At 74.2% G+C, this 13178-nt stretch carries 11 protein-coding genes; 4 read left to right on the forward strand and 7 right to left on the reverse strand.

The genetic code is table 11. The features are described 5' to 3' along the window. The 3 genes from E1165_RS29015 to E1165_RS15725 form a co-directional block, all read left to right on the forward strand. Positions 1–2004 (forward strand): SCO7613 C-terminal domain-containing membrane protein (locus E1165_RS29015; protein ID WP_371687350.1); only part of this gene is annotated, 2004 nt, incomplete at its 5' end. 109 nt (positions 2005–2113) lie between these two features. Beyond that, positions 2114–2407 (forward strand): 4a-hydroxytetrahydrobiopterin dehydratase, encoded by a 294-nt coding sequence (locus E1165_RS15720; RefSeq protein ID WP_132392134.1) that lies wholly within the window; start codon positions 2114–2116, stop codon positions 2405–2407. Further along, complete coding sequence (locus E1165_RS15725) at positions 2404–3555, forward strand: FHA domain-containing protein (protein ID WP_132392136.1); 1152 nt, start codon at positions 2404–2406, stop codon at positions 3553–3555. The genes E1165_RS15720 and E1165_RS15725 overlap by 4 nt, the downstream gene beginning before the upstream one ends. Positions 3556–3745: 190 nt before the next feature. Here the strand turns inward: E1165_RS15725 and rocD are convergent, their stop codons facing one another. From rocD to E1165_RS15740, 3 genes are all read right to left on the reverse strand, one after another. Further along, a complete protein-coding gene (gene rocD / locus E1165_RS15730) occupies positions 3746–4960 on the reverse strand; it encodes an ornithine--oxo-acid transaminase (protein ID WP_207916908.1) in 1215 nt (404 codons plus the stop codon). Further along, on the reverse strand, positions 4957–5778 hold the full coding sequence (gene ddaH / locus E1165_RS15735; RefSeq protein WP_132392138.1) for a dimethylargininase: 822 nt from the start codon (positions 5776–5778) through the stop codon (positions 4957–4959). The genes rocD and ddaH overlap by 4 nt, the downstream gene beginning before the upstream one ends. Before the next feature lie 313 nt (positions 5779–6091). Next, positions 6092–6820 carry a thrombospondin gene (locus E1165_RS15740; protein ID WP_132392140.1) on the reverse strand — a complete coding sequence of 243 codons (729 nt, stop codon included), beginning with the start codon at positions 6818–6820 and terminating at the stop codon, positions 6092–6094. Between the two features lie 182 nt (positions 6821–7002). Here E1165_RS15740 and E1165_RS15745 point away from each other — a divergent pair, with 182 nt between their 5' ends. Further along, complete coding sequence (locus tag E1165_RS15745) at positions 7003–7812, forward strand: Fpg/Nei family DNA glycosylase (protein WP_132392142.1); 810 nt, start codon at positions 7003–7005, stop codon at positions 7810–7812. A gap of 189 nt (positions 7813–8001) precedes the next feature. Here the strand turns inward: E1165_RS15745 and E1165_RS15750 are convergent, their stop codons facing one another. The 4 genes from E1165_RS15750 to E1165_RS15765 all read right to left on the reverse strand — a co-directional run bounded on the left by E1165_RS15750 (position 8002) and on the right by E1165_RS15765 (position 13156). Next, on the reverse strand, positions 8002–8520 hold the full coding sequence (locus tag E1165_RS15750) for an aminoglycoside phosphotransferase family protein (protein ID WP_243704798.1): 519 nt from the start codon (positions 8518–8520) through the stop codon (positions 8002–8004). 32 nt (positions 8521–8552) lie between these two features. Further along, on the reverse strand, positions 8553–9974 hold the full coding sequence (locus E1165_RS15755; RefSeq protein WP_132392144.1) for a WGR domain-containing protein: 1422 nt from the start codon (positions 9972–9974) through the stop codon (positions 8553–8555). A 156-nt stretch (positions 9975–10130) separates the two neighbouring features. Next, a complete protein-coding gene (locus E1165_RS15760; RefSeq protein ID WP_132392146.1) occupies positions 10131–11564 on the reverse strand; it encodes an RICIN domain-containing protein in 1434 nt (477 codons plus the stop codon). 212 nt (positions 11565–11776) lie between these two features. Further along, positions 11777–13156 carry an FAD-dependent oxidoreductase gene (locus E1165_RS15765; protein WP_132392148.1) on the reverse strand — a complete coding sequence of 460 codons (1380 nt, stop codon included), beginning with the start codon at positions 13154–13156 and terminating at the stop codon, positions 11777–11779. Positions 13157–13178: the final 22 nt, after the last annotated feature.

The raw sequence follows: 13178 nt of genomic DNA on the forward strand, positions 1-13178 counted from the left end.
CGCCCGGCCCGCCCGGTGACCGGGCTGGTCGGCGTGGCGTCGACCGCGCTCGCGCTGCCGGCCGTCGCCGCCACGCCATGGCCGGTGACCCTCGCCGTGGACCTGGCGGCCGGGGTGGCGCTGCTGCTCGCCGTCGCCCGGGCGGCCCGGCGGACCCCGACCGCGCTGGCCGGGTCGTTCGCCGCCGCCACCCTGGTCGGGCACGGACTGCTGGTGGCCCTGGCGACCCGGGGCGGGACGCTCGCCGCGCTCGGGGTCGTGCTGCCCGCCGGGCTCGCCGCCGCGACCCTGTCCCGCCGCGGCACCCCCGCGCAGCGCGCCGTCGGCGGGGCCGGGCTGGTCGCGGCCCTGCTCGCCACGCCGCTCCTGGCGGTCGTCGCGCTCGTCACCGCCGGGGCGACGCCGGCGTGGCAGGCGCGTGGCGCGTCGGCCGCCGCCGTGCTGTCGCTTCTCACGGCCGTCGTGCTCCGCCGGCACCGGCCGGACCTCGACGGGTACGCCTCGACCGCGTCGGCCCTGGCCCTCGGCGGGTGTGCCCTGGCGCCGCTGGGCGTACCGGCCGAACCGCTGGCCCTGTACGCGGCGGTGGCCGCGTTGCTGCTGGTCGCCGTCGACCGCCGCGCTCCGGCTGCCGTCGCCGGCCGGGTGGTCGCCGCCACGCTGACCGTGGTCGCCGGCCTGGCCGTGCTGCCACCCACCGTCGCGGCGGTGTTCACCCCGTACGGCGGGCCGGTGCGGCCCTGGTCGGGCGCACCGGCGGCGGGCCCGGCGGGCGGCGGGTGGAGCACCGTGTGCGTCCTGCTGGTGCTGGCGGGTGTCGCCCTGCTGCCCGCCGCCCGGGCGCGCGCCGGACGGGCCACCCTGGTGCTGGTCGGGTTCCCCTTCGCGGCGGTGGCACTGCCGGTGCTGCTGGTGGTGGCGGGCGCGCCCTGGCCGGCGGCGCCGGCGGCGGTGCTGCTCACCGGCCTGGCCGCCCTGCTGGCCGCTGCCCTGGCCGTCCCCGGCGCGGGCGCGGTACGGCCGGGCCTTCTGCTCGGCCTGGTCGTGGTGCCGGTCGGTCTGCTCTGGACCCTCGCCGGCCTGGCCGGGCTCTTCGCCACCCCGGCCGGCACGTTCGCCGGGCTGGCGCTGGCCGTGGTCGCCGCCGTCGTGGTCGCCGCCGCCGGACGGCGGCCCGGAGCGCGGGTGCTGGGCGGCCTGGCGGCGGTGGTCGCCGGTACCGGCTTCGCGGTGGCCGCGCCTCTCGCCGCCGACCTGCCGTTGCGTACGGCCGGGTTCACCGTGCTCGCCGTGGCGGGGGTGGTGTTGTTCCTCGCGCCGGCGGCGGGTCGCCGGACGGCCCTGGCCGGACAGGCGCTGGAGGCCGCCGCCCAGGCCGTCGCGCTGGTGGCGCTGCTGCTCACCCTGTCCGGGTACCGGCACGCGGCGGTGGTGTGCGTGTTGTGGGGCGTCGCGGTGGGCCTGCGCGTGCTGCGCCCCGGCGAGTCCACCGCCGGACGGTGGGTCTTCGCGGGCATCGCCGGGGTCAGCGAGTTGCTCGGCGTCTGGCTGCTGCTCGTGGCGGGCGGGGTGGTGCTGTGGGAGGCGTACACCCTGCCGGCGGCGGGCCTGGCGCTCGTCGCGGGTCTGGTGGCGCTGCGTACCCGGCCTGGGCTGACCAGTTGGCTGGCGCTCGGCCCCGGGCTCGCCGCCGCGCTGCTGCCCGGCCTGGTGTCGGTGCTGGTCGCCCCGGAGCCGCAGCCGTGGCGGCGGTTGGGGCTCGGGTTCGCCGCGCTGGGGGTGGTCCTCGTCGGCGCGACCCGACGCTGGCAGGCGCCGGTGGTGCTGGGCGGGACGACGCTGGCCCTGCTCGCCCTGCACGAACTGGCCCGCGGCTTGGACCTGCTGCCCCGGTGGATCTTCCTGGCGGCGGGCGGGCTGGCGTTGATCGCGCTGGCCGCCACGTACGAGCGGCGCCGCCGCGACCTGGCCCGGCTGCGTACGGCGGTCGGCCGGATGAGCTGACCCGGCCCCGGATGGGCGGCCGTCGGTGAGTGGACGGTGACATGGTTACCGATCGATGGTGGCGGGCGGTGTCTCCGTCGGCCGACGGCCGTCCCGGTAGGGTCGGGGCATGGCAGACCTGCTCACCGCGGAGGCGGTGCGAGAAGAGCTGGGCGGGCTGACGGAGTGGTCGGGCGACCCGACCGGGATCAGCCGCACCGTGCAGCTGGGCGGCTTCCCCGAGGCGATCGCCGTGGTCGACCGGGTGGCGGTGGCCGCCGAGCGGCTCGACCACCACCCCGACATCGACATCCGGTGGCGGACCCTGACCTTCCGCTGCGTCACCCATTCCGCCGGTGGGGTGACCCACCGCGACATCGAGTTGGCCCGCCACATCGACGACATCGTCCGGAGCGCCCGATGAGATTCGAGATCAGCAAGGTGCTGGACGCCATCGAGGGTCGGGTCTGCACCGACCCGTCCCTGGCCCGGGCCGTCCTGGACCTCGCCGAGGTGATCCGCTACCAGGACCTCGACGGTGGCCGACCGGCCAGCCTGCTGCGGCTGGGCATGGTGATCGACGCCCTGTCCCGGCAGTTGGAGGAGGACAGCGTCCCGGTCTACGCGGTGGTGCACCGGGCCCTGCTCTCCGACGCCGACCTCACCTCCAACGAGCGCATGGTGGTCCGCCGCTGGGCCGACGACGGGCTGGTCGAGGTGCTCGACAACCCCGGCGACCGGATGCTGGAGGTGGCCGACCTGCTCGGCCTGCCGGTGCTCAGCCGGGTCCGCTTCGACGGCCTGCGCGGGCGGTTCCCCTGGGTGGTGGAGCAGGCGGGCCGGGTGCTCGCCCCGGTGCCCGGTGCGGGCGGCCCGGCCTTCGTCGCCCACGTCGGTGGTGGCCCGACCCCGGTGGCCGGGGACCGCTCCCCGGCGGGCGGGAAGCTGCTGGCCCGGCAGTGGCGCTGTCCGGAGCCGGGCTGCGCGCTCTTCGGCGGGGGCGGGGGCGGCGGCGCCTTCGCCGACCTGGCCCGGGTGGAGCGGGCTCCGGCCGGGCAGCCGCCACCGTCGCTGCGCAACGGGGTGCCGACCTGCCCGCGGCACGGCGCCCGGCTCTCCGACGCCGGCCCGCGTCCGCGTACGGAGGTGCTCGCGGTACGCATCGGCGGGCTGATCCGCCGGCGTTTCGTGCTCACCGAGGAGCAGCCGGTGCTGGTCGGTCGGGCCCCGGAGGGCCCGGGCGGCGTCATGCTCGGCCAGTGGCTGAACGACGAGGCGCGGCGCTGGATCAGCCGCAGCCACATCCGGCTGGAACTGCGCGTCGGTGAGGTCATCGTGACCGACGTGAGCACCAACGGCTCGGGTATCCGCCCCAACGGGTCACTGGTCGAGTCGGAGCGTGTCCCGCTCGCGCCGAAGCAGTCCCGCGTGCTCGCCGGGGCCGACATGGTGGAGCTCTACCCCGGCGTGCAGGTCGGGCGGGCCGAGGCGCTGCCCAGCGGCGCTCCGTTCACCCCCACCTCGGTCATGGCCGAGGCCCCCACCATGGCCATGCGCCTACCTCGCCCCTGACCCGCCCGCCGCCCCCGCGAGCACCCGGCCGAGGGGCCGGTGGCCGGCGCACCAGCGCCCCGGCGACCGGCGGTTGGCGGGCACGGATCGCGGCACGTGGCGGTGTCCAGGTGTCTGGACACCGCCACGTGCGCCAGGGCGGTCGGGCGCGGCCCGGGGCGACGGGTGCGCCACGGGGCGGTGGCCCTGGTCAGCCCGCCAGGACGGCGGCGAGCTGGGCCACCACGTGGTCGATCTCCTCTTCGGTGATCACCAGCGGCGGCGCGAGGCGGATCGTGGATCCGTGGGTGTCCTTCACCAGCACGCCCCGCTCCATCAGCCGCTCGCAGGCGTCCCGGCCGCTCATCAGCGCCGGGTCGATGTCCAGGCCCGCCCAGAGGCCGCGGCCCCGGACGGCGACCACGCCCCGGCCGACGAGACCTTCCAGACCGACCCGCAGCCGCTCGCCCAGTTCGACGGAGCGGCGCTGGAACTCGCCGGACGCCAGCAGGCGGACCACCTCGGTGGCGACCGCGCAGGCCAGCGGGTTGCCGCCGAACGTCGAGCCGTGCTGGCCCGGCCTCAGCACCCCCAGCACGTCCGCGTTCGCGGCCACCGCCGAGACCGGCACGATGCCCCCACCGAGCGCCTTGCCCAGCAGGTACATGTCCGGCACGACGCCCTCGTGCTCGCAGGCGAAGGTGGTGCCCGTACGGCCCAGCCCCGACTGGATCTCGTCGGCGACGAACAGCACGTCGCGCTCGGTGCACACCCGGCGTACACCCGGCAGGTAGCCTGCTGGCGGCACCACCACGCCCTGCTCGCCCTGGATGGGTTCCACCAGCACCGCGACGGTGTTCTCGTCGATCGCCGCCTCCAGCGCCGCCAGGTCGCCGTACGGGACGACCGTGAACCCCGGGGTGTACGGCCCGAAGTCGGCGCGTGCGTCGGCGTCGGTGGAGAAGCTGACGATGGTGGTCGTGCGGCCGTGGAAGTTGCCCTCGGCGACCACGATGTTCGCCTGGTCCGGGGCGACGCCCTTGACCTGGTAGCCCCACTTGCGAGCCACCTTGATCCCGGTTTCCACCGCCTCGGCGCCGGTGTTCATCGGCAGGACCAGGTCCTTGCCGCAGAGCGCGGCCAACTCGCGGCAGAAGTCGGCGAACTGGTCGTGGATGAACGCCCGGCTGGTGAGGGTCAGCTTGTCGAGTTGCTCGTGCGCGGCCCGGATCAGCGTCGGGTGCCGGTGGCCGAAGTTCAGCGCCGAGTAGCCGGCCAGGCAGTCCAGGTAGCGGCGACCGTCCACGTCGGTCAGCCAGGCGCCCTCGGCGGAGGAGATCACCACCGGCAGCGGGTGGTAGTTGTGCGCGGTGTGACGCTCGGCGTCCCGTACCGCGGCCGGAGTCCGCAGCATGTCCTCGATCACTTGCTCGCCTTTCCCTGACGGAGTCGCAACGTGCAGCACTTCGGTCCGCCGCCGGCCTTGCGCAGCTCGGACAGGTCGATCCCGACGGTCTGGTAGCCCCGGTCGCGCAGCTTCGCGGCCAGGCCGGTGGCCTGCGTGGGCAGCACCACGTGCCGGCCGTCGCTGACGGCGTTGAGGCCCAGCACCTCGGCGTCGGCCATGGTGGCGTGGACGGCGTCGGGAAAGAGCCGGCGCAGCACGGCCTGGCTGCCGGGGGAGAACGCCTCCGGCAGGTACGCCACGGTCCGCTCGTCGAGCACGGTCAGCGCGGTGTCCAGGTGGTAGAAGCGCGGATCGACCAGTTGCAGGGTGACCACCGGGTAGCCGAAGACCTCCTGGAGCTGGGCGTGCGCGGCGTGCGCGGTGCGGAACCCGGTGCCGGCGAGCAGGTGGTCGCCGGCCAGCAGGACGTCGCCCTCGCCCTCGTTGACGTGCTTCGGGTCGTACAGCTCGAACCCGGAGGCCTCGAACCAGGCGCGGTACGCGGGGGCCTCGTCGGCGCGCTGCGGGTCGCGGAACTGCACCGCCATCGCCCTGCCGTCGATCACGGTGCCGCCGTTGGCGGCGAAGACCATGTCGGGCAGGCCGGGGAGCGGGTCGATCAGCTCGACGGTGTGACCGAGGTCGAGGTAGACCTGGCGCAGCCGTTCCCACTGCCGGACGGCGAGGTCGGCGTCGACCGGCGCGGTCGGGTCCATCCACGGGTTGATCGCGTAGTCGACGGCGAAGTACGTCGGCCGGCACATCAGGAAGCGCTGGCTGGTGGCGTCCATCGTCATGTCCTGCTCCTGGGGGGTCGGGCGCGCCCGGCCTCCGTGGCCCACGGGCTGGCGCCGATGGTCAACGGTATGCGGAGCGGGTGGACGATATCCACCGTCGAGGCTTGCGTACGCCGTCGGATCGTTGCGTTTGCGGCCAGTTCGCTGACGATCCGTTGCACAGACGCGGGGCCGGTGCCGCGCATCGCGGCACCGGCCCCGGGAGAGACTTCGGGGGCGGCGAACCGCCGCCCCCGGAAGAGGATGTGCCCGCTGGTGAACCACCAGTCCCTCGGGCGTCGCCGGCATCCCACCGGCAGCCGGACAGTGCCCGTCAGACGCGGTGGGCAAACTGTGAGTCAAGCCACTCGCGGAACCGGGTCACCTGGTCGCCGTCGGTGGTCGGCCAGTCGAACTGGCCGGTCATCGCGATGACGCCGAGCACCACGGCGGCGAGGCCGACCAACATGCCGATCAGGGCGTCGGTCGTACCGGCCACGTGCCGGCGGCGGGTGGCGATCAGGCCGAGCACGGCCAGCACGGCACCGGCCGCGCCGAGGGCGATGCCGTACCCGGCGAGGGTCCCGGTGAGTACGGCAGCCGCCGCGACCACCGAGACGACCAGGCCGAGGGTGGCCAGCAGGCTGGTCCGGGGCTTCGGGCCGGTGACCACCGGCGCCTCGGAGCGGTCGGGCACCCCGTCCCGGTCCCGATCGATGCTCCGTTCGGCGGCCGGATCGGCCACCGGTGGGGTCGGCCGGGTGTCGACGTCCCCGTCGCCCAGTCGGCCGGCCCGCCCGGGCTGCCCGTCGACGGCCGCCACCTGCCCGGTCGGAGCATCGGCGCGGGCCGTGACGAGGCGGGCGGTCGCGGCGCGCTCGGCGGCCCGGCGCTTCGCGTCGGCGTCCCGCAAGTCGGGGTCGGCCGCCGCGCTGCGGTACGTCGTGCGGTCGGAATCCTGGTCGGTGACCACGGGCTGGCCGTCCCGGCCGTCGATCCGCCCGTCGCCGTCGGTGTCCCGGACGGCCGTCTCGCGGCGTCGGGACAGTGAGGGAAGGTTCATCTCCACACCTCCTTCTGTGTGCGTGGAGGCCGGAGGGGTCGTGGCTGCCACGCGATGTCGTCCGGTACGTACCCCGTGCGCCGATCGGCCACACTCGTGCCCCGGCCCCGGCTCCGCGCCCTCTCCGTGATCCACTCCGTTCCACGCGGCCCCGGGGGCAGCGGTGAGTACCCTTGGCCCCTGTGCCAGAGGGACACACCATCCACCGCCTGGCGGCCCGCCACGCCGCGCTCCTCGCCGGTGACAAGGTCACCGCCGCCAGCCCGCAGGGCCGCTTCGCCGAGGGCGCCGCCCGACTCTGCGGCACCGTCCTCGACGGCACCGAGGCGTACGGCAAGCACCTGCTGCACCACTACGCCGACGACGTGACCCTCCACGTCCACCTCGGCCTCTACGGCAGGTTCACCGACGGCGACGGCGAACCGCCCGAGCCGGTCGGGCAGGTCCGGCTGCGGCTGACCAGCGACCGGCACTGGCTCGACCTGCGCGGGCCCACCGCCTGCGAGCTGCTCACCCCGCCCGAGGTGGCGGCGCTGCGCGGCCGGCTCGGCCCGGACCCGCTGCGCGCCGACGCCGACCCGCGGCGGGCGTACCACCGGATCCGGCGCAGCGGCACGCCGCTCGCCGCGCTGTTGCTGGACCAGTCGGTGGTGGCCGGCACCGGGCTGATCTTCGTCACCGAGGCGCTGTTCCGGGCCGGACTGCCGCCGACGCTGCCCGGCCGCGACCTGACCCCGGCCGGCTGGGACGCGCTCTGGGCGGATCTGGTCGCGCTGATGACCCGGGCCGTCGCGCACGGGCGGATCGACACCGTCCGCGACGCCCACCTGCCGGAGGCGATGGGCCGGCCGGCCCGCGTCGACCGGCACGGCGGCGAGGTGTACGTCTACCGCCGCCCCGGCGCGCCCTGCCACGTCTGCGCCACCCCGATCAGCCGGGACACGCTGGCCGGCCGCAACCTCTACTGGTGCGCCGCCTGCCAACCCGGCTGACCGCCACCGACGGCGGGCAGGTGCCGCTGTCCGGCGGCCTCGCCCCCGCGGCGGAGGGGATCGGCGAGGAGGGCCGGTCAGCCGGCGGTCAGCCAGCGGGCCACCTCGATCTGGTCCGGCCACACCGTCGTGCCGTCGATGGCCCAGAGCAGGGTGTGCCCGATGGCCCAGCCCCGCACCCGGTCCCCGTCAAGCCCCAGCGCGCCGGTGATCCGGTCCAGCCGGCGGCGCACCGCCTCGGGCGAGTGCCCGCAGCCGGGCGACCCATCCGGCGGCCTCCTCGGCGAGCAGGGGGAACGGCGCGCCAGCCGGACGCCACAGCCTGGGCAGCAGATCGGCCACCACGTCCAGCGCGGCGTCCGGCGGCAGGTCGTGCAGGGGCGTACCGGGTTGGCAGCGTTCCACCAGCAGCGCCCGTCGCTGCGGGTCGTGGTCGAGCAGGCGCACCGCCCCGTGGCCGTCCCAGGCGACCAGGGCGTCGGCCTCGTGCGCGCTCTCCGCGTCCGGGTACTGGAGCTTCAGCACCGCCGAAGTGCCGTCGGGCAGCTCAGCGGGCATCGCCAGCGAGGCGAAGGCGTACGGGAAGGGCGGCCCGAGCCGCAGCGACCAGCGCCGGGCGCACGCCTCGCTCAGGGCGGGCAACGCCGCCAGCCACTCCCGCTCGGCCGGCTCGGCGCGTACCCACGACAACCCCTCGGGGATCTCCACCGGCTCATCCTGGAGCACCGGAACCGAGTGGCTCAACGCAACCGGCGGATGTCCCCGTACGCCCGGTAGAAGCCGCCCCGGCCCGCCTCACGGATCCCGGTGACCAGGTAACGCACCCCCGGCTCCCGGATGCCCTTCGGGAACTGCACGGTCCAGTCCCGGCGGTAGCCCTCGGAGAGGACGTGGATGCGCAGCCGGCCGCTCTCCTCGACGCACTCCACCACCACCCCGCCCCGGTCGTCGCTGGTCACCTCCACGGTGGACCAGGCAGCCGGCTCGGGAAGCCGGGCCGGCGCCTTGACGTCCACCACCTCCGGCACGCTGCCCGCCTCGGCGGCCCGGATCGCCGGCTCGCTGGCGTCGATGCAGGCCAGGTGGCCGCTGGTGGTGACGACGTAGAGCCGTTCCCGGTGGTACTGCATCGAGTACGCGGAGCCGCAGCCGGTGCCGAGCTTCCACAGCCGGTTGCCGGCCGCGTCGAAGCAGTAGATGGAGGACGCGCTGTCACCGGCGAAGACGTACCGGCCGCCCTCGGCCGTGGCGCAGGAGAAGACGGCGGCGTCGCAGCGGTACGTCTGCTGGGCCCGCCCGTCCTTGCCCAGCCGCACCACCTCGCGGGTGCCGGTGCCGGCGAAGACGGCGTCGGACTCCTGCCAGCCGAAGAGCACCGCGCCGGTGCGGGTGTGCCACAGCTCCCGCCCGGTACGCCAGTCCCAACCGGTCACTCCCGCCGAGTGGCCGTGGTAGAGGGCGTCGCGGTCGCAGCGGACCATCCAGGCGGAGCGGCCGCGTCCCGGCCGCCGCCACAGGAACTCGTCCTCGTGGTCGATCGCGGCGATGCCGCCCTCGCGGTCGGAGACGCCCAGCACGCCGTCGTGGATGTCCAGCCAGTAGATGTCGATGTCGGGGGTGACCGCGTACGCCACCCGGGGCACCTTGCCGGACAGGTCGTAGACGTTGCCGTCGTCGCAGCCCGCGTAGATCCAGTGGTCGTCGGCGACGATGCACTTCACTCCGTCGGGAAGCCGGACCTGGTTGAGCATCCGCGCGTCGTGGTCGAGGGTGGTGATGACGCCCCGCTCGTTGCCGACCATGCACGTGCGCCCGTCGACGAAGACGCCGAACGCGGGCGCGCCCGAGTCGTACCGCCAGAGCACCGGGGCGGTACGGGCGGTGGAGCGGGTGCTGACGATCTGCCGGCGGGACACCGGCCGCTTCTGCCGGGCGCCGCGCACCGCCGGGGCGTACCCCTTGCGGATCTTCTCCCCGATCTTCCGGGCGGCGGCGGCCCGGGCGCGGGCGTTGTCCGGGTAGTTGGTGGTCTTCACCTGCCCCTGGTCGCCGATCCGGCCGTAGCGCACGGTCAGCGCGGTGTCATCCACCACGACCTCGTAGAACTTGTGCGCGCCACCGTCCACTTCGGACAGTTCGAGGTAGGTCGTCTCCTGCGACATCAGATGCCTCCGAGGGGGGAAGGTCCGCAACCGCTGACAGCGCGCTCACGCTAACCGGGCCCACCGACAACGAGCCCGGTGCGACGACGCGGACGGGGCCGTACGGAGTGTGTCTCCGGTACGGCCCCGTCCTGTGGGGTGGTGGCGCGTCGCCTGTCAGACGGCGCGTCGCTGGAACTGCTGGTTGGTGCCGGTGCCGCAGGTCCACTGGATCAGGCGGGCGCCGTTGGTGGTGGCGGCGTCGGCGACGTCCAGGCACTTGCCGCTGTGCCGGGCGACGATGCGGTGGTAGCCGCTGCCCAGGTCCTCGAACCGCCACTGCTGGTTGGTGCCGCTGCCGCAGGCCCAGTGCAGCACGTTGGCGCCGTCGGTGGTGGCGGCGTCGGACACGTCGAGGCACTTGCCGCTGTGCTGGGCGATGATCCGGTAGTAGCCGCCGCCGGCGTCGGTCAGCCGCCACTGCTGGTTCAGTCCGCCGTTACAGGTGTACTGGAGGATCTTGGCGCCGTTGGTGGCGGAGTTGTCCGAGACGTCGAGGCACTTGCCGCTGTGCCGGGCGACGAGGTTGTGGTACGGGCCGCCGCCCACGCCGGTGACGGTGCCGGCCGCGGTGTCGATGGCGACCTGCGGGTACCAGGGCAGGTTCATGGTGCGCGCGGTCGGGAAGGTCAGCGGCAGCCAGACGTACTGGGATCCGTTGACGTTGCTGCCCATGGAGTTGCCCCAGCGGTCGCCCAGGTACAGGTACGAGGTGCCCGAGGTGCCCTCAACCGGCAGGACGTACGTGGTCTGCGAGCCGTACGCGGTCTGGTCGCCGACGTCGGCCATCGCCGTCCACGGGCCGGCGGGGCTGGTGGCGGTGGCGTACCGCTGCTGGTTCGGGTTCCAGCCGGTCGCGCCGGAGGTCAGCATGAAGTAGACGCCGTTGCGTTTGAACATCGCCGGCGCCTCGCGGTGGCCGCCCGGCCACGGGTTCGCCACCAGGCTGTCGACCCCCTGGTAGTCGGCGGTGAGCCGGTAGATGTGCAGGTCGAAGTTGTCCCGGGCGGACGAGATCATGTAGCCGACGCCGTTGTCGTCGGTGAACACGGTGATGTCGCGGGACATGTGGCCCAGCGGCCGGAAGCTGCCCCGCCAGGTGTAGTCACCGTCGACGGTGTCGGAGACGGCGACCGCGGCACGGGCCTCGTTGTAGTCCCTGCCGTTCTCCTTGTGCATCCACATGACGTACTTTCCCGTGGCGCTGTTGAACACGACCTTCGGGCGCTCGATGTTCGCGACGGTGAGTTCCGGGTCGGTGGCCTGGGTGAGCACGTGGTTGCGGAACTCCCACGTCTTCAGGTCGGTGGAGCGGTACGCGGAGACGTACCGGAAGGTGTTGTCGGCGTTGCGGTTCTCGCCGAACCAGTAGTAGTAGGAACCGACTCTGATCACGCCGCCGCCGTGGGCGTGGACCACCGCGCCGGTGGTGTCGGTGAACTGCGTGGCGTTGGTGACCGTCGCCGGTGCGGCGTGGGCCGCAACCCCGGCGAGCAGCGTGGCGAGGCCGGCGGAGACGGCGAGGACCAGGAGCGGAACACGACGAACCATGAGCGCCCCTTCCATGGGCGATGACGAAGAAACCGGCTCGGTCGATGGAACTCGCGGTCGGAATCGCCCCCGTGAAGTTGCCCAGAAGATATGTGTGCGTTAACACCGACGTCAACGGTTCGACACAGAAATGTCGACCAGGGGCGGAGGTCCTGTCACCGAACGAGCTTGCGGGAGCGTGCGTCGTCGTACCAGCGCCACCGGCGCAGGGGTCAGCGACCCAGTCCGGCGAGGGCGTCCACGGCCTTGCGAGCGGCGATCAGCACCGGATCCCAGACCGGCGCGTACGGCGGGGCGTAGCCGAGGTCGAGCGAGGTCATCTCGTCCACCGTCATGCCACTCCAGAGCGCCACGGCCAGCACGTCGATCCGTTTGGCCGCCTCGCAGCGGCCGACGATCTGCGCACCGAGCAGCCGGCCGGTGGGGCGCTCGGCGATCAGCTTGATCGTCATGGGCTCGGCGCCCGGATGGTACCCGGCCCGGTTGGTGGACTCCGCGATCACCGAGACGAACTCGAAGCCGGAGGCGGCGGCGTCCCGCTCGCGTAGGCCCGTGCGCCCCACCTGCACGTCGCAGACCTTCGTCACCGCCGTGCCGATCACACCGGGGAAGGTGGCGTACCCGCCGCCGATGTTGATCCCGACGACCCGGCCCTGCTTGTTGGCGTGCGTGCCGAGCGGGACGTGCACCGGCAGCCCGCTGACCCGGTGCAGCGTCTCCACGCAGTCGCCGGCCGCCCAGACGTCCGGCACCCCGGCCACCCGCATCCGCCGGTCCACCCGCACCCCGCCGGAGGGACCCAGCGGCAGGCCGGCGGCCTCGGCGAGGGCCGTGTTCGGGCGTACCCCCAGCCCCAGCACCACGACGTCGGTCGGCATCAACCCGTCGGCGGTGACCACCGCGGACACCCGGCCGTCGCGTTCCTCGATCCCGGTGACCTCGACCCCGGTCCGGACGTCGATGCCGACCGTGCGCATCGCGTCGGCGGCCAGGGCGCCCATGTCCGGGTCCACCGTCGACATCGGCTGCTCGCCCTGCTCCACCAGCGTGACGGCAAGACCGCGCCGGATCAGCGCCTCGGCCAGCTCCACCCCGATGTAGCCGCCGCCGACGACCACCGCGCGGCGGGGCCGCGGCTCGGCGTCCAGCCACTCGCGCAACGCGGCGCCGTCGTCGAGGGTCTGCATGCCGAACACCCCGGTGACGTCGTCATCCGCCCAGTCCGGCCGCACCGGGACCGCGCCGGTGGCGTACACCAGGGTGTCGAACCGTTCGCGGCGCTGCCCGCCGTGGTCCAGGTCGCGGGCGATGACCTCGCGGCGGCCCAGGTCGATGCCGGTGACCTCGGTGCGCAGCCGCACGTCGATGTCGAACTCGTCGCGGAAGGTCGCCGGGTCGCGGGCGATGAGCTGGTCACGTTCCTTGACGACGCCGCCGATCCAGTACGGGATGCCGCACGCCGAGTACGACGTGAAGTGTCCCCGTTCGAAGGCGACGATCTCCAGGTCGTCGCGACCCCGACGGCGGCGCGCCTGTGAGGCCGCCGCCATCCCGGCCGCGTCCCCGCCGATGACGATCAGCCGTTGCGCCACGGTGTCCAGTCTCCCACGGAAT

The sequence above is a fragment of the Micromonospora sp. KC723 genome (assembly GCF_004348595.1).
Classification (GTDB): Bacteria; Actinomycetota; Actinomycetes; order Mycobacteriales; family Micromonosporaceae; genus Micromonospora.